18 protein-coding genes are annotated in these 20,947 nt (G+C 67.0%); 8 read left to right on the forward strand and 10 right to left on the reverse strand.

Going from position 1 to position 20,947, the window contains the following annotated elements:
* From AC1RVW_RS06560 to AC1RVW_RS06570, 3 genes are all read left to right on the forward strand, one after another.
* Positions 1 to 429 (forward strand): hypothetical protein, encoded by a 429-nt coding sequence (locus AC1RVW_RS06560; protein WP_493198789.1) that lies wholly within the window; start codon positions 1 to 3, stop codon positions 427 to 429.
* Positions 430 to 459: 30 nt separating this feature from the next.
* Positions 460 to 867, forward strand: coding sequence for a nuclear transport factor 2 family protein (locus AC1RVW_RS06565; RefSeq protein WP_493198826.1), 408 nt, complete (start codon positions 460 to 462; stop codon positions 865 to 867).
* A gap of 86 nt (positions 868 to 953) precedes the next feature.
* On the forward strand, positions 954 to 1,199 hold the full coding sequence (locus AC1RVW_RS06570; protein ID WP_493198791.1) for a hypothetical protein: 246 nt from the start codon (positions 954 to 956) through the stop codon (positions 1,197 to 1,199).
* A gap of 80 nt (positions 1,200 to 1,279) precedes the next feature.
* On the opposite strand, the gene AC1RVW_RS06575 is transcribed toward AC1RVW_RS06570, so the two are convergent.
* Complete coding sequence (locus tag AC1RVW_RS06575; RefSeq protein ID WP_493198793.1) at positions 1,280 to 2,719, reverse strand: SH3 domain-containing protein; 1,440 nt, start codon at positions 2,717 to 2,719, stop codon at positions 1,280 to 1,282.
* A 114-nt stretch (positions 2,720 to 2,833) separates the two neighbouring features.
* Positions 2,834 to 3,577, reverse strand: coding sequence for a GntR family transcriptional regulator (locus AC1RVW_RS06580; RefSeq protein WP_493198794.1), 744 nt, complete (start codon positions 3,575 to 3,577; stop codon positions 2,834 to 2,836).
* A gap of 127 nt (positions 3,578 to 3,704) precedes the next feature.
* On the opposite strand from AC1RVW_RS06580, the gene AC1RVW_RS06585 reads away from it, so the two are divergent.
* Genes AC1RVW_RS06585 through AC1RVW_RS06600 form a run of 4 tightly spaced genes read left to right on the forward strand, consistent with a single transcriptional unit; the run spans position 3,705 to position 8,900 of the window.
* Positions 3,705 to 5,087: a class-II fumarase/aspartase family protein gene (locus AC1RVW_RS06585; RefSeq protein ID WP_493198796.1), complete on the forward strand. Its 1,383-nt coding sequence runs from the start codon at positions 3,705 to 3,707 to the stop codon at positions 5,085 to 5,087.
* A 21-nt stretch (positions 5,088 to 5,108) separates the two neighbouring features.
* The gene (locus tag AC1RVW_RS06590; protein ID WP_493198798.1) at positions 5,109 to 6,497 is read left to right on the forward strand and encodes a cation:dicarboxylate symporter family transporter; all 1,389 of its coding nucleotides are present in this window, start codon (positions 5,109 to 5,111) and stop codon (positions 6,495 to 6,497) included.
* A 26-nt stretch (positions 6,498 to 6,523) separates the two neighbouring features.
* Entirely contained in the window at positions 6,524 to 7,513 is a 990-nt protein-coding gene (locus tag AC1RVW_RS06595) for a tripartite tricarboxylate transporter substrate binding protein BugD (RefSeq protein ID WP_493198800.1), read from the forward strand.
* 4 nt (positions 7,514 to 7,517) lie between these two features.
* Positions 7,518 to 8,900 (forward strand): class II fumarate hydratase, encoded by a 1,383-nt coding sequence (locus AC1RVW_RS06600; RefSeq protein ID WP_493198802.1) that lies wholly within the window; start codon positions 7,518 to 7,520, stop codon positions 8,898 to 8,900.
* Positions 8,901 to 8,916: 16 nt separating this feature from the next.
* Here the strand turns inward: AC1RVW_RS06600 and fusA are convergent, their stop codons facing one another.
* The 7 genes from fusA to AC1RVW_RS06635 all read right to left on the reverse strand — a co-directional run bounded on the left by fusA (position 8,917) and on the right by AC1RVW_RS06635 (position 18,174).
* Positions 8,917 to 10,977 (reverse strand): elongation factor G, encoded by a 2,061-nt coding sequence (gene fusA, locus AC1RVW_RS06605; RefSeq protein WP_493198803.1) that lies wholly within the window; start codon positions 10,975 to 10,977, stop codon positions 8,917 to 8,919.
* A gap of 123 nt (positions 10,978 to 11,100) precedes the next feature.
* Positions 11,101 to 12,483, reverse strand: a complete 1,383-nt coding sequence (locus AC1RVW_RS06610) for a GntT/GntP/DsdX family permease (protein ID WP_493198805.1) — start codon at positions 12,481 to 12,483, stop codon at positions 11,101 to 11,103.
* Positions 12,484 to 13,005 carry a gluconokinase gene (locus AC1RVW_RS06615; protein ID WP_493198807.1) on the reverse strand — a complete coding sequence of 174 codons (522 nt, stop codon included), beginning with the start codon at positions 13,003 to 13,005 and terminating at the stop codon, positions 12,484 to 12,486.
* 11 nt (positions 13,006 to 13,016) lie between these two features.
* On the reverse strand, positions 13,017 to 13,454 hold the full coding sequence (locus AC1RVW_RS06620) for a CBS domain-containing protein (RefSeq protein WP_493198809.1): 438 nt from the start codon (positions 13,452 to 13,454) through the stop codon (positions 13,017 to 13,019).
* 45 nt (positions 13,455 to 13,499) lie between these two features.
* Positions 13,500 to 14,555, reverse strand: a complete 1,056-nt coding sequence (locus tag AC1RVW_RS06625; protein WP_409196727.1) for a 2-oxoacid:ferredoxin oxidoreductase subunit beta — start codon at positions 14,553 to 14,555, stop codon at positions 13,500 to 13,502.
* A complete protein-coding gene (locus AC1RVW_RS06630; protein ID WP_493198811.1) occupies positions 14,552 to 16,378 on the reverse strand; it encodes a 2-oxoacid:acceptor oxidoreductase subunit alpha in 1,827 nt (608 codons plus the stop codon). The genes AC1RVW_RS06625 and AC1RVW_RS06630 overlap by 4 nt, the downstream gene beginning before the upstream one ends.
* Complete coding sequence (locus tag AC1RVW_RS06635; protein WP_493198813.1) at positions 16,375 to 18,174, reverse strand: FAD-dependent oxidoreductase; 1,800 nt, start codon at positions 18,172 to 18,174, stop codon at positions 16,375 to 16,377. Before AC1RVW_RS06635 ends, AC1RVW_RS06630 begins: the two co-directional genes overlap by 4 nt.
* Positions 18,175 to 18,427: 253 nt before the next feature.
* On the opposite strand from AC1RVW_RS06635, the gene AC1RVW_RS06640 reads away from it, so the two are divergent.
* Complete coding sequence (locus tag AC1RVW_RS06640; protein ID WP_234383046.1) at positions 18,428 to 19,774, forward strand: MFS family transporter; 1,347 nt, start codon at positions 18,428 to 18,430, stop codon at positions 19,772 to 19,774.
* 122 nt (positions 19,775 to 19,896) lie between these two features.
* Here the strand turns inward: AC1RVW_RS06640 and AC1RVW_RS06645 are convergent.
* Positions 19,897 to 20,947: WD40/YVTN/BNR-like repeat-containing protein (locus AC1RVW_RS06645; protein WP_493198816.1), on the reverse strand; the 1,051-nt coding region annotated here is incomplete at its 5' end.

Below are 20,947 nucleotides of genomic sequence, written 5' to 3' on the forward strand. Positions count from 1 at the left end.
ATGAGCTACAACATCTACATCACGCGCCGCGAAGACTGGTTCAGCGAAGACGGGCCTGAGATCTCCCTGCAGGAGTGGATCGACCTCGTTCATGCCGACAAGGAAATGCGGCTCGAAGGATACGCCGAAGCAACAACCACCGAAGGCGACGTGCTTCGCGTCAATGACCAGAGCATGGCCGTATGGCTCCAATACTCCCAGCATGGCGTCGACGGGAACATGGCCTGGATCTGGCATCACCAAGGCAACATCGTCGCGAGGAACCCCGACGAGGAAATCCGGCGCAAGATGTGGCGACTCGCCCAGGCCGTTTCGGCCAAGGTGCAGGGAGAAGAGTCGGAGCTCTATGGCGCGGACGGCCAGATGCTGCTTGAGGAAGCACCAGTGGCGAAAGATGCCCGGAGCAAGCCGTGGTGGCGTGTCTGGTAGGAACCAGGCCAACCCGAATGGAGATCCATGATGGAAGAACAGACGGTTCGAGCGGCTATCGATCGACACTGGGCTGCATCCGCTGCGGGCGACCAGGTCGCTGAGCACGAGATCTATCACGACGACGCCGTGTGCATCTACCCGCAGTCGGGCGAGGTCATCCACGGGCGACAGAACCTGCAGGCGCTTCGAAGCCATCACCCAGGCAAGCCATCGGGGTTCGTTGTCCGGCGGATCGTCGGGGAGGGAAATCTCTGGGTAACCGAATATGCGATCGATTACGAAGGCAAGAGCGCCTTCACGGTGAGCATCATGGAATTCCGGGATGGGAAGGTCGCGCGCGAGACCCAGTACTTTGCAGATCCTTTCGAGGCTCCTGCCTGGCGCGAGCAGTGGGTTCAGACAGGAACGCCAGACAAAGCAGTAGACCGTCAATGAGCAGACAGACTTCGACTGCTGCACCGCCTCCGAGAGAAATCAATCTATCGGACGCACGAGCGCTCGCTGCCGTGCAAGCGAAGGCCATGCTCGACACCAGCGAGGCCGATATGCTGTCTCCCGACTACGTCGAGGCCGAAGGCTGCTGGATTTTCTTCAGAAGTCGCGAACTGACGTTACCGTCGCACATGGAGCTCTCCGCTTCTGCGGCTTATGCCGTCAGCAAGTGGGGCGAAGTTCGAATAGTTGCGGATTGCTCCGACAGCCCAGATCAAATGAATTCGCTGCTCGCGCTTTTATCCGGCTACTTTCTTCGGAGCGATATGCGATAGGCAGGCCACTACGCATTTTTTTCGTGTATCGAGTGAGTTTCGGGCATTGCTCTTTAGAGCCTTTTTGACATTCCTTCTCTCTAACAGCCGCAGCCATAGCTGAACTGATCTGATCCAAGCACCTTCCAGCGACCGGAGATGTTGACGAAAAACACGCGCAACCATGCGTCGTCGGTCTCTGTTCGCGGGCCTAGGTGACCGGGCCCATGCCCGATGCCTTCCCAAACGACAAGATCGGGCTCGCCGTCATGGTCCAGATCGAACTGCATGGTCTTGGCCTTGGTGAAGCCCGTGGCCTTCCGATCGAGTATCTGTTGGGTAACAGACATCTTCGCCATTGCTTCTGGTGGCGCCTTCCGAAGGTGAAACCACAGGAGACTATCTGGCGATCTTTTCGGCGAGCTCTGGAGAACCTCCTTACTCAGATCGGGATAGTTGTAGCGCCATATCTCGGTGTCCGCATCACCGAAGGCGAAGCCGTTTTCATAGCCTTCGCACATCGGCCCATCGACGGATTCGGAGTACAGCGGCACGGTCTGCGGCACAAAGCTGCGCGCGCTGCTGACGCGCCCATCACGATGGAGCGTGGTGGTAAACACCGGGTGCACCAGTGAAGCGGTTGCACTTCTGATATCCCAAACGCCTTCGTACACACCGTCTGTCCGGGCGCGTTGGCGGGTGCGCCAAGTATGAATGACATGAAAGCGACCGCTCAACGCGCTAGTGCTTTCCTTCGGAGGCGCGATATCGGTCTGGTCCCTGAACAGCGACGGGCGCCCGGGAGGCAGCTCGATCGTGTTCACAAAGTTGAGCATCACTTCGGGGCGCTCTTCCGCAAACTCGATACCCCAGATCCCACCCATGCGAGCAGCCACGGACTTTCGGTCGATTGCAAGATTTGGCGCATTCGGCCCGGTGGATCTGCGCATCGCCGCAGCCACGTCGCGCTTGAGGTTCGCCCAGTCGGTGAATGGGTCGGGTGGAGGGCCGTAGGTCCCCTTCGCCAAGTGCTCCTTCATGCGTTCCAACTGCGGCTCCTTGTAAACGCCGCTCGGAGGATGGGCTCGCTCTTCATCCGTCAACTTCGTACTGTGCAGAAAGTTGACGTGTGCCATCAGCGTTTCAAAGGCCGGTGCGATGCCGAATGCCTTTGCAGAGTCATGGTCCGGATTCGGCGAGCCATCATCCCGCCACCGCGAGGCGATTCGGGTTACGTTGATCGGATGGTGCGACAAGTACTCGCAAGCAGTGAACCCGCGCACCACCTTGCCTTCCGCCAGCGTAACGCTCACCTCGCAATAGGGCGACTGTTCGACGCGTCCGATAAGTTCGACACGCGTATTCAAGGCCATGCGGGCAATGACATCCGCGGCAACCGAGGCTTGCGCCCTAAGGTTCACGGAGGAGCCGCTGATCCAGTGCACCGCGGGTGCGGCGCTGTCATCGGCACGCGCATTTGTAGCGAGCAACCCGCTTGCCAGACACAGCAGCACCAAGATCCCGGGCTTTCGATTTGCCATGAGCTTCTTCCCTCTCCAATTGGATGTATGAAAACGGCTCGCATCATCTCTGCCGTACCAGGTGCTCTGTACGCATTCCACGTGAAGTGCGCGTGAAAGTTGACTTATCCCCCGCTACGGCGCCGACCTCGTCAACCGCATCGAAACAGAGAACCTGTCCGCCGGATGAACCGAAATGGACACCTCGAAGGCCTGCCCATCGGCATCCAGGTACTGCCGCACGATCTTCAGTGCGGCAGCGCCCTGCTCCACGAGCAGGGCCTTCGCCATTGCGGCGTCCTTCACGGTGCAGGCGCGCACGTCCTGGTGAATCTCGGCGATCTGGCGGTCATAGCGGGTGCCGATGAGTGAGCTGATCAAGGTTTCGGGCGACTCGCGCACGATCTCGCCGATTTCCGAATAGGCCGGGTCGACGTACACATCGGTCCACCCGATGGGGCCGCTCTCGCTGCCGCCGTCAAGCCGCAGGCTGGAGATTCGCAGCCAGCGCGCGCCGGGCGCGCACCCCAGGTCCTCGGCCACCGCGCCGGCAACGGCCACCTCCTCGATCGATTGCACCTGCCGCAAGTGCTCGGTGCCGAAGTGCACCAAGTCGTCCACCGACTCGAGCGTCGGGCGAAAGGTGTCGCGCGGCTTGGCGGCCTCGACGCGCGTGCCCACGTTCTTGCGGCGCGACACCAGGCCCAGGCGCTGGAGTTCGGCCAGCGCGGCGCGCACGGTGTGCCGGCTGGTCTTGTAGTGATTGCAGAGCTCGAGCTCCGTGGGAAGCAGCGACCCGAGGGCGAAGTGACCGCTCGTGATGGCGTCGGTCAGGTGGCGCGAAATGTCGCTGTGATGAGGCTTGGTTGGCGAGGTCATGTTGCCCTCAAGGATCGCATTCATGGCACCAAGGGTAAACCCCGATTCGCCGGATATGTCCGTACATATTAAAGTTCAATATGTCCGAACATATCGATGTTCGCCAGTTCCATATCCAACGACTCCAATGAACTCCACCCGCACCTCGATCCCGATGGCCAGCACCGTCGTCGACTCCATCCTGTTCCGCGACGCGTTCGGCACGCAGAAGATGCGGCACCTGTTCTCCGACGGCGCCCTGGTCCAGCGCTACATCGACGCCGAAGTCGCGCTGGCCAAGGCCGAGGCGCGCGTCGGCGTGATCCCGGCCGAGGCGGCCGAGGTGATTGCGCGCGAATCGAAGATCGAGCGCATCGACTTCGACCACATGCGCGAAGAGACGGACATCGTCGGCTACCCGATCCTGCCGCTGGTGCACCAGCTGGTCGCCATGTGCGGCGAAGCGGGCCGCTACGTGCACTGGGGCGCGACCACGCAGGACATCATGGACACCGCGGTGGCACTGCAGGTGCGCGATGCGCTCGACAGCATCGACGCGGACATCCGCGAGCTGCGCGGCATCCTGGCCGAACTTGCGAAGAAGCACCGCGACACGCCGATGGCCGGCCGCACCCACCTGCAGCAGGCGCTGCCCGTGACCTTCGGCTACAAGGTCGCGATCTGGCTCGCCATGTTCGACCGGCACCAGCAACGCGTTGCGGAGCTGCGCCCGCGCGTGGCCGTGGTCGAGTTCGCGGGCGCGGCGGGCACGCTGGCCTCGCTGGGCGACAAGGGCTTCGAAGTGCAGAAGGCCATGGCCGAGGAACTGAAGCTCGGCGTTCCCGCCACCACCTGGCACGTGGCGCGCGACGGCTTCGCGGAGGCGGTGAACCTGCTGGCGCTGATTACGGGCTCGCTGGGCAAGATCGCGCTGGACATCATGATCATGGCGTCGACGGAGTTCGCCGAGGTGTACGAGCCCTTCGTGAAGGGGCGCGGCGCGTCGAGCACGATGCCGCAGAAGCGCAATCCGATCTCCAGCGAGTTGATGCTGGCCGCCTCCAAGGCGGTGCGGCAGCACGCAGGGCTGATGGTCGACGCGATGGTGCAGGACTTCGAGCGCGCCACCGGCCCGTGGCATGCCGAGTGGATCGCGATTCCCGAAAGCTTCATCCTCACCTCCGGTGCGCTGCACCAGGCCAAGTTCGCACTGGGCGGGCTGATCGTTGACGAGGCGCGCATGAAGCACAACCTGGGCATCAGCCGCGGCCTGATCGTGGCCGAGGCCGTGATGATGGGCATGGCGCCTCACATCGGCCGCCAGCAGGCGCACGACGTGGTCTACGACGCCTGCCGCACCGTCAATGAAAAAGGCGGCACGCTGGCCGAGACGCTCGCCGCGCTGCCAGAAGTCACGAAGCACTTCGACCGCGCCGCCATCGACCGCCTGACCGACCCGGCCAACTACCTGGGCCTGGCACCGCAGATGGTGGACCGCGCGCTCGCGCTGTCCGCCGAAGTGGCGCACTGAACCTCGGCGCGGAGAAACTTCATGACCACCACGCAGGCGCCCAAGCCGCTGCCCTGGTATCGCAAGCTCGGCATGCAGGTGCTGCTGTCGCTGGTGCTGGGCATCGCCGTCGGTTTCGTTTTCCCCAAGTTCGCGTCGCAGCTCAAGCTGCTGGGCGACATGTTTTTGTCGCTCATCAAGGCCGGCGTCGCGCCGCTCGTGTTTCTCACCATCGTGCACGGCATCGCCTCGGCGGGCGACGTGAAGAGTGCCGGGCGGGTGGGCTGGCGCGCCATTCTTTATTTCGAGCTGGTGTCGACGGTTGCGCTGGTGGTGGGCCTGTTCGCGGGCAACCTGCTCGGCATCGGCAAGGGCATGGCCACCGTCGCGGGCGGCGCGGCGGCACCGGCCGCGGCCAAGGCGGCGGCGCCGCAGGGCTTCCTGGAGTTCATGGCGCACATCGTGCCGGACAACTTCGTCGGCGCCTTTGCCAAGGGCGAACTGCTGCAGGTGGTGGTACTGGCGGTGATGGTGGGCATCGGCATCCTGGCGATTCCGGATGCACGCCGCGCGCGCATCAACGAGGGCCTGGACAACATCTCCGAAGTGCTGTTCTCGTTCATCAACCTAGTGATGAAGCTCGCGCCCATCGGCACTTTCGGCGCGGTGGCCTATTCGGTGGGCAGCAACGGCACTGCCGTGCTGGTGGCGCTCGCGCAGCTGGTGCTGAGCTTCTATGCCGTGGTATTCCTCTTCATCGCGGTGGTGATGGGGCTGATCGCCAGGCTGGCCGGCTTCAGCCTGTGGCGCTTCCTGCGCTTCATCAAGGACGAGATCCTGATCGTGCTGGGCACCGCCTCTTCGGAAAGCGCCCTGCCCCGCCTGCTCATCAAGCTGGAGCGCCTGGGCTGCGCCAAGCAGACGGTGGGCCTGGTGCTGCCGACCGGCTATGCCTTCAACCTGGACGGCACTTCGCTGTTCATGGCCATGGGCGTGATGTTCATCTCGCACGCCTACGGCGTTCCGCTCACGCTCGACCACCAGATCGGCATCCTGCTGCTGATGCTGCTGACCTCGAAGGGCGCCGCAACCGTCTCTGGCGGCTCGTTCGTGGTGTTCGCGGCGACCGTCACTTCCACCGGCATGCTGCCGGTCGAAGGGCTGGCCGTGATCTTCGGCGTGTACCGCTTCCTGTCGATGGCCATCGCCACCTGCAACACCATCGGCAACAGCGTGGCCACGGTGGTGGTGGCCAAGTGGTCCGGCACCTTCGACGCGCAGACAGCCGAGCGTCACCTTTACCCCGAACGCTATCCCGATGCCGCAGCGGCCGACGCAGCCCTGGCCGACGGCAACCTGCTGCGCGACGACGCACGCGATGCCAACCCGCACCCCAGCGGCATCTCCGCGTCCAGGACCAACCCGATCTGAAAAAACCAACCGAGGAGACAAGCAAGATGATCGACATCAGGAAATTCGCCGCCCGCGCCCTTTTGGGCACGGCGCTCGCCACGGCGGCATATGGCGCCGTGGCGCAGGCCTGGCCCGCCAAGCCGGTCACGTGGATCGTGCCGTTCGCGGCCGGCGGGCCCACCGACGCGCTGGCGCGCGCCATGGCCGAACGGGTGGCGCGCGAGCTGGGCCAGCCGATCGTCATCGACAACGCACCCGGCGCCGGCGGCACGGTGGGCGCGGCCAAGGCATCGCGCGCGGTAGCCGACGGCTACACGATGCTGGTCGGGCACATGGGCTACATGGGCGCGGCGCCCGCCCTCTACAAGAAGCTCGCCTACGACCCGGTGAAGGACTTCGCACCCGTGTTCCGCTTTCCCGATACGCCGCTGGTGCTGATGGTGCGCAAGGAACACCCGGCCAAGGACATCAAGGCGCTGGTCGACTTCGGCAAGGCCAACCCCGACAAGCTCTTCATCAGCAATGCCGGCGTCGGCTCCAGCTCGCACCTCATCGCGGCGCTGTTCGCGGCCTCGGCCGGCATCAGGATCTCGCAGGTGCCGTACAAGGGCGCGGGGCCGGCGCTGATCGACGTGATCGGCGGCCAGGTCGACGGCATCTTCGACCAGACCAACACGGCGCTGCCGCAGATCAAGGAAGCGAAGGTTCGCGCGCTGGCCGTGACCTCGAAGGTGCGGCTGCCGCAGCTGAAGGACGTGCCGACGCTCGCCGAGACGGTGCTGCCCGGCTTCGAGGCCTCGACGTGGTACGGCATCTACGCGCCAAAGGGCACGCCCCAGCCGGTGCTCGACAAGGTGCAGCAGGCCTACATGAAGGTGATGGGCGACAAGGCCTTCACCGACAAGCTGGCAGAGCAGGCCATACAGATGCTGCCGCCGGAGCAATACACCGGCGCCGCGCTCGGCAGGCACACCGAGGCCGAGGTGGCGCGCTGGAAGGCCGTGGCCGCCAAGACCAACATCTCGCTGGACTGATGCGATGACCGCCATGCGCATCGAGCACGACGCCTTCGGCCCGGTGGAAATCCCGGCCGGCAAGTACTGGGGTGCGCAAACGCAACGCGCCGCAGGCGTGTTCGACGTCGGCACCGAGCGGTTTGCGCCCTGCCTGCTGCATGCCTTCGGGCTGCAGAAGATCGCGGCGGCGCGGGCCAATGTGCGCTGCGGCGCGCTCGACCCCGTGCTGGCCGAACAGATCGTGGTCGCGGCCGAGGAGCTGTCGCGCGGAATGTTCGACGGCCATTTCCCGCTCACGGTGTGGCAGACCGGTTCGGGCACGCAGACGAACATGAACGCCAACGAGGTCATCGCGAACCGTGCCAACGAATTGCTCGGCCAGCCGCTGGGCACCAAGTCGCCGGTGCATCCCAACGACCACGTAAACGCCTCGCAGTCGTCCAACGACAGCTTTCCCACGGTGATGCACATCGCCGCCGCCATGGAGCTGACCGGGCGCCTGTTGCCGTCGCTCACAGCGTTGAAGGCCGCCCTCGACGAACGCGCCCGTGCCTTCGCCGACGCCGTCAAGGTGGCGCGCACCCACCTGATGGACGCCGTGCCGATGACCATGGGTCAGGCCTTCGACGCCTTCGCATGGCAGGCGGGCAACGGCATCGCACGGCTGCAGGATGCGCTGCCACGGCTGCTGGTGCTCGCGCAGGGCGGCACCGCGGCGGGCACCGGGCTCAATGCGCCGGAACGCTTCGACCTGATGTTCTGCGAGGAGCTAGGCAAGCTCACCGGCATGCCGTTCATGCCGCATCCATGTAAGTTCGAGGGCATGTCCGCGCACGACGCGCTGGTGGAACTGTCGGGGGCGCTGAACGTGGTCGCCACCTCGCTCATAAAGATGGCCAACGACATCCGCTGGATGGGATCGGGGCCGCGCTGCGGCCTCGGCGAACTGGTGGTGCCGGACGACGGCCTGACCTCGTCGATCATGCCCGGCAAGCGCAACCCGACCATCGCGGAAGTGCTGGCCCAGGCTGCCATGCAGGTCATCGGCAACCACGTAACGGTGACGATGGCCGGCGCCTCTGGCAACTTCGAACTCAACGTGGCCAAGCCGGTGCTGATCCACAACCTGCTCCAGTCCATTCGCGTGATGGCGGACAGCACGCGGGTCTTCGCGACCAAGCTGGTGGCCGGGCTGGACGTCGACCGCGAGCGCCTGGCGTCCAACCTGGGCAATGCGCTGCTGACGGTGACCGCGCTGAATCCGGTACTGGGGTATGACAAGGTGGCCCGCATCACGCGCACGGCCGTGGAGCGCGGCATCTCGCCGCGTGAAGCGGCCGTCGAACTGGGATTCGTTAGCGCCGAAACGTACGACCGGCTGATTGCGCAATCGCTTCCCCGATGACAACAGGCGCGGTGCCTCAATCGTCCTCATGCACCCGGTACTGCCCCATCAGCATCTGCTGCGTCGCCGGTGGCACCGTCTCGTAGTGCGACAGCGCGATGGTGTAGCGCCCCTGCCCGCTGGTCATCGCATTGAGGCGCGACTGGTAGCTGGCCAGTTCGGCCATCGGCACCTGGCCGCGAACGACCGCGGTGCCCGCGCCTGCGGCCGACGTGCCGGTGACCAGGCCCCGGCGGGTTGAAAGATCGCCGGTGACGTCGCCGACCGACGGCTCCGGCACGGCGATCTCGATCTCGACGATCGGCTCGAGCACCACCGGCCGTGCCTCGCGGATGGCCGCCATGAAGGCCTTGCGGCCGGCGGTGGCGAAGGCGATGTCCTTGCTGTCGACGCTGTGGTGCTTGCCGTCGTGCACCACCACGCGCACGTCGACCACCGGATAGCCGGCGATCGCACCGCACGCCAGCACCTCGCGCACGCCTTTCTCGACCGCGGGGATGAAATGCCCCGGAATCGCACCGCCGCGAACCTCGTCTGCAAACTCGAAGCCGCCGCCGCGCGCCAGCGGCTCGATGCGCAGGAAGACTTCACCGAACTGGCCGGCGCCGCCGGTCTGCTTCTTGTGGCGGTGATGGCCCTCGGCCGGCGCGGTCACGGTCTCGCGGTAGGCGATGCGCGGCGGCCGCGTCTGCACCTCGAAGCGGTACACCTCGCGCAGGCGGTCGAGCAGGATGCGCAGGTGAAGCTCGCTCAGGCCGCAGAGCACCGTCTCGTTGGTCGCCATCACGTGCTCGATGCGCAGGCAGGGGTCCTCGGCCGCGAGCTTGCCAAGGATCTCCCAGGCGCGCTGCTCGTCGCCATGGCGATTGGGCTCCACGGCCAAGCCGTGCACCGGCACCGGAAACGCCAGCGGCGCGAGATGCACATGGCTGTCCTCGTCCGCATCGTGCAGCACGGCATCGAAGTGGATCTCGTCGACCTTGGCCACCGCCACGATGTCGCCCGGCACCGCGTGCGACACCTCGACATGGTCCTTGCCCTGCAGCATGAACAGGTGCCCCACCTTGAAGGGCTTGCGGCCATCGCCGATGTAGAGCTGGCTGTCGCGCGTGAGCGTGCCCTGGTGCACGCGAAAGATGCCCATCTTGCCGACGTAGGGGTCGATGGTGACCTTGAACACATGCGCCAGCACGTGCAGCGACGGGTCGGGCCTGGCCTGCATGGGCTTGGCCTGCGCGCCCTCGCCGACAATGAAGTCCGGCGGGTTGGCCTCGCTCGGGTCGGGCAGGAGCTTGACGATCACGTCCAGCAGTTCGGCCGCGCCGGCGCCGCTGCGCGACGAGACGAAGCACACCGGAATCAGGTGGCCTTCGCGCAGCGCCTGCTCGAGCGGCGCGTGCAGCTCGGCCGGATTCACGTCGCCCTCCTCGAGGTAGCGCTCGACGAAGGCCGCGTCGACCTCGACCACCTGCTCCACCAGCGCGCGGTGTGCCGCCTCGACGGGGCCGAAGTCGGACTGCCCGAAGCGGTTGAAGAAGCAGTCCACCACCTGCCTGCCGACCCCGTCGGGCAGGTTCAGCGGTAGGCATTCGCGGCCGAAAGTGGCCTGGATATCGGCCAGCAGGCCCGCCAGCGAGATGCCCTGCGAGTCGATCTTGTTGACGATGATCATGCGCGCGAGATGACGCGAGGCCGCGTACGCCATCATGCGCACCGTCATCGGCTCGATGCCGGTGGCGGCGTTGATGACCACCGCCACCGTTTCGACCGCCTCCAGCGCCGGCAGGCTCTGGCCGAGGAAGTCGGGGCCGCCGGGCGTGTCGATGAAGTGGATGCGCGTGCCGGCATGCGTGAGGTGCAGCACCGATGCATTGAGCGAGTGCTGCAGTCGGCGCTCCAGGGGGTCATGGTCGCTGACGGTGCTGCCGCGCTCGACGCTGCCGCAGGCCTTGATGGCACCCGCCTTGAACAACAGGGCCTCGGCGAGGGAGGTCTTGCCGGCGGCGGCGGCGCCGACGAGCGCCAGTGTTCGCACCGCTCCCATTTCGGCCGCGAGGCCGTTCGATCGGCTTGGCATGGCTGCACTCCTTCGCATCCGGAAGGCCGACCCGGCGGCCCGCAGGGGCTCGGGTGCTGCGCACGGACGCCAGGCCAGCGTACGGGATCGGCCGGGCCGGCGCAAGCCGTCGGGCGCCCGCCCTCAGAAAACGGCCGACAGCGCGAGCGTCAGCAGCAGCCCCATCACGGAGATCACCGTCTCCATCACAGACCAGGTCTTGATCGTCTGCCCCACCGTGAGGCCGAAGTATTGCTTCACCAGCCAGAAGCCCGCGTCGTTCACATGGGAGAAGAACAGCGAGCCGGCGCCGATGGCCAGCACCACGAGCGACAGGTGGTTGGTCGACAGCCCGCCGGCCAGCGGCGCGATGATGCCCGCCGCGGTGACGGTCGCCACCGTCGCGGAGCCTGTCGCCAGGCGGATCAGCACCGCCACGATCCAGCCCAGCACCAGCGTCGACAGGCCCGCCGCGAGCGCGATCTTGGCGATGGCATTGCCGGTGCCGCCGTCGACGAGCGCCTGCTTGAAGCCGCCGCCAGCGCCCACGATGAGCATGACGCCCACCACCGGCAGCAGGCTGTCGGCGATCTTCCTGGCCAGCACGGGCAGCGTGAAGCCCACGGCGGTGCCGAAGGTCACCATGGCCAGCAACACGGCCACCAGCAAGGCGAAGACGGGGTCGCCGATGAAATCGAGCACCGGCCGCAGCGGGGCCGACTTGTCCAGCCAGATGTCGGCCGCCGCCTTCAGCAGCATCAGCACCAGGGGAGACAGCAGGGTGACCAGGGTCCCGGCGAAGGTCGGGCTTGCGCTCGGCTTCTGGTCGACTGCATTGCCAGCCGACCCCGAGGCCGTGACCGCCAGCCCCGCGCCGGCCGCGCCGATCGGGACCAGCCGGGCCGCCAGCAGGCCGAAGAGCGGCCCGGCCACGGCCACCGTCGGAATGGCGATCAGCAGCCCGAGTGCCAGGGTCACGCCGACGTTCGCATGCAGGATGGCGATGGCGGCGAGCGGCCCCGGATGCGGCGGAATGAACCCGTGCAGCACCGACAGGCCGGCCAGCGCCGGAATGCCGAGCCGCATGGCGGGGCCCTTGGAGCGGTGCACCGCGAGCATGACCACGGGAATCAGCAGCACGAGCCCGATCTCGAAGAACATCGGTATGCCGATGATGCTGGCGACCAGCGCCATCTTCCAGGGCAGCGTGGCGGAGCGCCCTCGCAGCAGCGTCTCGACCAGCCTGTCGGCGCCGCCGGAATCCGCCAGCAGCTTGCCCAGCATCGCGCCCAGCGCGATGAGCACGCCCACGTATCCCAGCACGCCGCCCACGCCGTTTTCATAGGACGCCGTCACCTTGTCCAGCGGAATGCCCGAACCGACGCCGACGAAGAGCGCGCCGATGGTCAGGGCCAGGAAGGCATGCAGCTTCAGCCACACGATCAGCACGACCAGCAGCGCGATGCCGATGGCCGCGACGGCCAGCACCTGGATGTCGTGCGCGTTCAGCGCGGTGGAAGCGTCCATTTATTTCAGGCCCAGGGTTTCGATGATGGTCTGGGCCAGCGCGGAGGGCGCGGGGCCGATGTCGACGCGAATCGCCGGCTCGTCCGCCGCGGGCTCTTCCAGGTCGGCGAACTGGCTGTCGAGCAGGCTGGGCGGCATGAAGTGGCCGTGGCGGGCCATCAGGCGCGAGGCGATGGTCTCGCGCGAGCCGTGGAGGTAGACGAACACCACGCCCGCGCCGCGCCGGTTGATCACCTCGCGGTAGGAGCGCTTGAGCGCCGAGCAGGTGATGAGCCCATGCTCGCCGGCGTCGATGCGCTCGCCCACCCAGTCCGCGACCTTGCGCAGCCAGGGTGCGCGGTCTTCGTCGGTGAGCGGATGTCCCGCTTCCATCTTGGCGATGTTCGCAGGCGGATGGAGTGCATCGCCTTCCTCGAAGGGCCAGGACAGGCGGCCCGCGAGGATGGCGGCCACGGTCGTCTTGCCGCAGCCCGAGACGCCCATGAGCACCAGCACCTGCGGTTTTTGAGTGGAAAGAGGCATTGGTTTCCTTGTCAGCCCAGCGCGTCGTTCAGTTGTTCGCGGAACTCGGTCAGGCTCACGGCCGCGCCGATCTCGCGCGGCAGCGCATCGCGCACCGAGAATACGCCGACGACCTTCTTGCCCGCCACCAGCGGCAGATGGCGAAAGCCCCTCTCCAGCATGAGCACCACCGCGTCGGACACCGGCGTCTCCGGCGGCACGCAGATCGGGTTGGGCGTCATGACTTCGCGCACCGGCGTGCGATCGGGGTCGAGCCCCCGCGCCAGCACGCGGGTCATCAGGTCGCGCTCGGTCAGGATGCCCACCAGGACGTCGGGCAGCTCCATGACGAGCACGCTGCCGCAGTTGGCGCGCGTCATCACGCAGGCGGCGTCGCGCACACTGGCCTGCGGAGCGAGGCTGATCAGGTGCGTGCGGGAGATGGATTGGAAAACGGTGCGCTCAGCCATGGTGCGCCCTCCTGAAAGAGGGTCAATGGTGCCCCGGGCCGCCGATCAGCGCAAGGAGGCGTTCAGCCGCTCGAGCGCCGCGGCGCCGGGGCACAACTCGGCAGGCCCCAGCGCGTTGAGCGGCCGGCCGCTGGTGTTGAGGGCGGTGTGCAGGTCGGTGGCCAGCGGATCGACATACAGCAGGCCGGTGACCACCTCGCCCATTTCCTGGTGGCGCTGCATGTAGGCCATGGCGGCGTGGCGGTCGCCGGGCGTGTAGTCGGGGTGCAGGCTGCGCAGGCGCAGCAGCGTGCCGTCGTGCTGGCGCACGTCCATCACCTCGCCCGGCTCGATGTCGACGGAAATCTCGTCCCGCCCGCTGATGAAGTCGATGCGGCTCACGGCTTCGTTGTGCTCGCGCACGTAGTCGTAGCTCTTGGTGCTGCCGGGATGGTTGTTGAAGGCCACGCAAGGGCTGATCACGTCGATGAACGCCGAACCGCCGTGGCTGATCGCGCCCTTGATGAGCGGTACCAGCTGCGCCTTGTTGCCCGAGAAGCCGCGCCCCACGTAGCTGGCGCCCAGCTGCAGCGCCATGGCCACCAGGTCGACCGGGCTGTCGGTGTTGACCACGCCCTTCTTGCTCTTGGAGCCCTGGTCGGCCGTGGCCGAGAACTGGCCCTTGGTCAGGCCGTAGACGCCGTTGTTCTCCACGATGTAGGCCATGCGCACGCCGCGCCGCATGGCGTGGGCGAACTGGCCCAGGCCGATGGAGGCCGAGTCGCCGTCTCCGGAAACGCCCAGGTACAGCAGGTCGCGGTTGGCGAGGTTGGCGCCGGTCAGCACGCTGGGCATGCGGCCGTGCACGGTGTTGAAGCCGTGCGAGGCCCCCAGGAAGTAGTCCGGCGTCTTGGAACTGCAGCCGATGCCCGAGAGCTTGGCCACGCGGTGCGGCTCGATGTCCAGCTCCCAGCAGGCCTCGATGATGGCGGCCGAGATCGAGTCGTGGCCGCAGCCGGCGCACAGCGTCGATATCTTTCCTTCGTAGTCGCGCCGCGTGTAGCCCACCTTGTTGACGGCCAGCGTCGGATGGCGCAGCCTGGGCTTGGCGAGGTAGGTCATGCCGCCTCCTTCGTCGGATGAACATGCGTGGCGATGGCCTGCACGATGAAGCGCGCGGTGATCGGCGTGCCGTCGAAATGCAGCACCCGGATCAGCCGTGCCGGATCGGCATTTAGCTCGTTGACCAGCAGGCTGCGCATCTGCGCGTCGCGGTTCTGCTCGACCACGAAAACCTGCTCGTGCTGCGCCACGAACTGCGCCACGCTCTCGGGAAAGGGAAAGGCGCGCAGCCGCATGGCGTCGAGGTGGATGCCCTGCGCTTCGAGCGCATCCAGCGCCTCGTGCATCGACGGGCTGGTCGAGCCGAAATAGATCACGCCCAGCGCGGTCTTGCGGGCTGCGGGCCGCAGCACCGGCTGCGGCACCAGCGTGGCCGCGGTCGCGAACTTCTTCAGCAGCCGCTCCATGTTGTAGATGTAGTCCGGCCCGCGCTCCGAATACCGGGCATAGGCGTCGCGCGTGGTGCCGCGCGTGAAGTAGCTGCCCTTGGTCGGGTGCGTGCCTGGCAGCGTGCGCCAGGGAATGCCGTCGCCGTCCACGTCCTTGTAGCGGCCGAAGTCGCGGCCCGCCTCCAGCTCATCGGCGCTCATGACCTTGCCGCGGTCGTAGGCCTGGCTGTCGTCCCAGGCAAAGGGCTCGCACAGCCGCTGGTTCATGCCGATGTCCAGGTCGGTCATCAGGAACACGGGCGTCTGCAGCCGGTCGGCCAGGTCCAGCGCCGCCGCCGCGTGTGCGAAGCACTCGTGCGGGTCCTCGGGAAACAGCAGCACGTGCTTGGTGTCGCCGTGCGAGGCATAGGCGCAGGCCAGGATGTCGGCCTGCTGCGTGCGCGTGGGCATGCCGGTGGAGGGCCCGCCGCGCTGCACGTTGATCAAGGTGATCGGAATTTCCGCGAAGTAGGCCAGGCCGATGAATTCGGCCATCAGCGAAATGCCGGGCCCCGAGGTCGCGGTGAAGGCGCGCGCGCCGTTCCAGCCCGCGCCGACCACCATGCCGATCGAGGCCAGCTCGTCCTCCGCCTGCACGATGGCGAAGCGGTGCTGGCCGGTGGACGGGTCCACCCGGAACTTGCTGCAGTACTTCTGGAAGGCCTCGGCCACCGAGGAAGACGGCGTGATCGGGTACCAGGCCGCGACCGTGGCGCCGCCATACACGCAGCCCAGCGCCGCGGCGCTGTTGCCGTCCACGAAGATGCGCCCGCCCACCCGGTCGGCGCGCCGCACCTGCAGCCCCACCGGCTCGCGCAGGTTCTCCCGCGCGAAGTCGCAGCCCAGGTGCAGCGCCTGCACGTTGGAGGCCAGCAGCTTTTCCTTGCCCTTGTACTGCTCGCCGAACAGCTTCTCGACCACCTCGGGCTCGATGCCCAGCAGGACAGCCAGGGCGCCCACGTAGACGATGTTCTTGAACAGCTGGCGCTGGCGCGGGTCTTGATAGACGGCGTTGCAGATCTCGGTGAGCGGCATGCCGATGACGCGGATGTCGTCGCGAAACCTGGAAGGCGGCAGCGGCCGGGTGCTGTCGTAGAAAAGATAGCCGCCCGGCGCCAGCTCGGCCACGTCGGCGTCCCAGGTCTGCGGGTTCATCGCCACCATCATGTCGGTGCCGCCGCGCCGCCCCAGGTGCCCGTCTTCGGTCACGCGCACCTCGTACCAGGTCGGCAGGCCCTGGATGTTGCTCGGGAAGATGTTGCGCGGGCTCACCGGCACGCCCATGCGCAGGATGGCCTTGGCGAACAGCTCGTTGGCCGAAGCCGAGCCCGAGCCGTTGACGTTGGCGAACTTGATGACGAAGTCGTTGACCGCCTCGATCTGCTGTTGCGTCATGCGGCCACCCCCTGCCCCGCCGGCGTCATCTTCAGCAGGAATTTCTGCATGTCCCAGGCGCCCGTGGGGCAGCGCTCGGCGCACAGGCCGCAATGCAGGCACACGTCTTCGTCCTTGACCATGACGCGCCCCGTCTTGAGCCCGCCCGACACGTACAGGTCCTGCGCCAGGTTCAGCGCCGGCGCCTTGAGCCGGGGCCTCAGTTCGTCCTCTTCGGCGTTGTCGACGAAGTTGATGCAGTCCATCGGGCAGATGTCCACGCAGGCATCGCACTCGATGCAGGCAGCCTCGGTGAACACGGTCTGCACGTCGCAGTTCAGGCAGCGCTCGGCCTCCTTGAAGGCGGTGGCGGCGTCGAAGCCCAGTTCCACCTCCACGCGGATGCTGGCCAGCGCCGTCTCGGCCTTGGCCCACGGCACCTTGTAGCGCAGGTCGTTGGAGGTGTCGTTGTCGTAGCTCCACTCGTGGATGCCCATCTTCTGCGACACCAGGTTGGTCATGGGTGCCGGCCGCACGTAGACCGGCTCGGCGCGCAGCAGCTTGTCGATGGACACCGCCGCCTCGTGGCCGTGGGCGACGGCCGTGATGATGTTCTTCGGCCCGAAGGCCGCATCGCCGCCGAAGAACACGTTCGGCACCGAAGACTGGAAGGTGTTCTTGTCGAGCACCGGCAGGCCCCACTTGTCGAAGTCCATGCCGCAATCGCGCTCGATCCAGGGGAATGCGTTTTCCTGCCCCACCGCCACCAGCACGTCGTCGCATTCGAAGTACGCCTCCGGCTCGCCGGTGGGCACCAGCGAGCGGCGGCCCTCGGCGTCGTACTCGGCGCGCACGAGCTCGAAGCGCATGCCCACGAGCTTGCCGTCCTCGTGCACGAAGGCCTTGGGCACATGGAAGTTGATGATCGGGATGCCCTCGTGCGCGGCGTCTTCCTTCTCCCAGGGCGAGGCCTTCATCTCGTCGAAGCCGCTGCGCACGATGACCTTCACGTCGGTGCCGCCCAGGCGGCGCGCCGACCGGCAGCAGTCCATGGCCGTGTTGCCGCCGCCCAGCACGATCACGCGCCGGCCGATGCTGCTGACGTGGCCGAAGGACACGGAGTTCAGCCAGTCGATGCCGATGTGGATGCCGGCCGCGGCTTCCTGCCGCCCCGGCACGTCGAGGTCGCGCCCGCGAGGTGCGCCGCAGCCGACGAAGATCGCATCCCAGTCCTGCGCCATCAGCGCCTTCATCGACGCGATGCGCTCGCCGCCGCGGAATTCCACGCCCAGGTCCAGAACGTAGCCCGTCTCTTCGTCGATGACCGACTCGGGCAGGCGAAAGCGCGGAATCTGCGTGCGGATGAACCCGCCGGCCTTGGCCTCGCCGTCGAACACCGTCACCTCGTAGCCCAGCGGTGCCAGGTCGCGCGCGACGGTGAGCGAGGCCGGCCCGGCGCCGATGCAGGCGACACGCTTGCCGTTCTTCGGCCCGGGCTGGGGCATGCGCGCGCGCACGTCGTCCTTCATGTCGGCCGCCACGCGCTTGAGACGGCAGATCGCCACCGGCTCCGGCGCCTCGGCGTTGCTTTCTTCCACCCGGCCGCGCCGGCAAGCCGGCTCGCAGGGCCGGTCGCAGGTGCGCCCCAGGATGCCGGGAAAGACGTTGGAGGCCCAGTTGATCATGTAGGCGTCGCCGTAGCGGCGCTGCGCGATCATGCGTATGTATTCGGGGACAGGCGTGTGCGCCGGGCAGGCGTACTGGCAATCGACGACTTTGTGGAAATAGGTCGGGTCGGCAATATTCGTTCGCTGCAACGCATATCTCCTGGCTGTCGCCTGGAGCCCCGGAGGAGCCGGCGAGTGGCTTTTTCGCGAGTATGCGCCGCGCCTGCGCACGCGCGGGCTTGGTGGAATCCCGCAGGAATCTAGGTATTTACCCTTGCGTACCGATACGTAGACACCCGCCGGGCGGCTACGGACGACAGCGCCGCGGCGGCCGGACAGACTCGCCGCAACGGCCTCGCGCGGCTTCGCGGCGGGCCGCAGCCAGAGACAAGGACCCCTTTCCATGACCGCCTTCGCAAGCAGCGCGACCGCCGGCGCCTCCAGCCCCGACGCCATCGCCGACAACAACACCCCCTACACCTTCGAAGAAAAGCGCAAGCGCATCTTCGCCATCTTCGCCGCCTCGTCCGGCAACCTGGTGGAGTGGTTCGACTTCTACGTCTACGCCTTCTGCGCCATCTATTTCGCGCCGGCCTTCTTCCCCAAGTCCGACCCGACGGTGCAGCTGCTGAACACGGCCGGCGTGTTCGCCGCCGGCTTCCTGATGCGCCCGATCGGCGGCTGGCTCTTCGGCCGCCTGGCCGACCGCAAGGGCCGCAAGACCTCGATGGTGACCTCGGTGGTCATGATGTGCGTGGGCTCGCTGGTGATCGCCTGCCTGCCGACCTACGCGCAGATCGGCGCCGCGGCGCCCGCGCTGCTGCTCCTCGCGCGGCTGCTGCAAGGCCTGTCGGTCGGCGGGGAGTACGGCACCACTGCCACCTACATGAGCGAAGTGGCGATGCGCGGGCAGCGCGGCTTCTTCTCGTCCTTCCAGTACGTCACGCTGATCGGCGGCCAGTTGCTGGCCGTGGTCGTGGTCGTGGTGCTGCAGCAGGTGCTGGACGAGGCCGAACTGCGCAGCTGGGGCTGGCGCATTCCCTTCGTGCTCGGCGCCGTGGCCGCCATCGTGGCCCTGATGCTGCGCCGCACGCTGACCGAGACCGCCAGCACCAAGACCCGCGCCGCCAAGGGCGCCGGCAGCATGGCCGAACTGTTCAAGCACCACAAGCGCGCCTTCTTCGTGGTGCTGGGCTACACGGCCGGCGGCTCGCTGATCTTCTACACCTTCACCACCTACATGCAGAAGTACCTGGTGAACTCGGCCGGCATGTCGATCAAGACCGCCAGCAACATCATGACGGCCTGCCTGTTCATCTACATGTGCATGCAGCCGCTGTTCGGCGCGCTGTCGGACCGCATCGGCCGCCGCAGCAACATGCTGCTGTTCGGCGCCCTGGGCGTGCTGATGACGGTGCCGGTGCTGACCACCCTGCAGAGCGTGAGCAGCCCGCTGATGGCCGGCGTGCTCATTACCCTGGCGCTGGCGGTGGTGAGCTTCTACACCTCGATCAGCGGCATCGTGAAGGCCGAGATGTTCCCGCCCGAAGTGCGCGCGCTGGGCGTGGGCCTGTCGTACGCCGTGGGCAATGCCATCTTCGGCGGCAGCGCCGAATACGTGGCGCTCGGACTGAAGTCGATCGGCCACGAGTCGTACTTCTACTGGTACGTGACCGGCATGATGGCCCTGGCATTCCTGGTGAGCCTGCTGCTGCCGAAGCAGGCGACCTACCTGCACAACGACAAGTAGGTTGCCGGGCGCCCTCTCGAGGCCCGGCAGGCCGGTTGGAGGGGGCGAGGCCGCCTCGACCGGCGTCTGGCTGTCCTCTCACACGTTCCGGCCTGCAGGTGCTGGATTGCCGCGAAGCGGATTCAGCGAATGACGAACGCCAGGTTGGCCAGCACGTAGCCGACGGGCATGAACACCCCTCCTCCCGCGTATTGCAGCTCCAGCGCGTCCTGTTGCCCCCCGGAAACCGACCCGGCAGTGCCGAGGGTGCTCGAAGCGCGACGCGTGCCGAGCTGGATGGTCGAGCCCGACTTGGCGGCGGCCACCTTCATGCCGTCGGCGCTGCTCGCGACCGCGGTCCAGGCACCGGCGTCGCTGGTCACACGCCAGGTCCGGCCGATGTCGCTGGACTCGTAAATGCGGCCGCCGCTGGTCGCGGCCACGGCATAGCGGCCGTCGGCGGACGTGGCGATGCCTCGCCAGTCCCGGCTGACAGTCTGCGCATCCCACGTTGTCCCCGAATCGGTGGACACCCAGACGGCGCCCGTGTCCACGGTGGCGTACAGGATGCTGCCGTCGGCAGACGCCGCCGCCGACCACCAGAACTGGCCGCTCGCGCGCGCGGTCCAGCTCACGCCGTAGTCGGTCGAGACATACAGCTGGGCGCCATTGGTGGCCGCCACCAGTACCCGGCCATCGGCCGAAGAGGCCACGGCACGCCAGGCCCGGTTCGACTCACGCGCCGTCCAACTGGTGCCGCCGTCCGAGGAGGTCCAGATCTGCCCCAGGTAGGCGGTCGCGACCAGGCGCGAGCCGTCGGCGGAACTGGCCACCGCGCTCCAGGCTCGGGACGATCCGTCGTTGGACCACGAGTTGCCGCCGTCGGTCGAGCGGAAAAGCGCACCGCCGTTGGTCGAGGCGAGCAGCGCGAGGCCATCGCTGGAAGAAGCGACGCCGCTCCAGGTCTGTCCCGTGAGGCGCAGGCTCCAGGTCGCACCGGAATCGCTCGATGTGTACAGATCGCCGCTGCCGGATGCCGCCGCCAGGCGGGTGGCATCAGCGGACGAGGCCAGGCTGCTCCAGTTGCTGGTGGGCGCCACCGAGCGCCAGTCGAAGTCCGTTCCGCCGGGCAGGCCGCGCGTGTCGATGCGCTGCCCCGCGTTCTGCGCGATGGTCCACCCGCCGCTGCCCACC

The sequence above is a fragment of the Variovorax sp. MPBD4-3 genome (assembly GCF_058809745.1).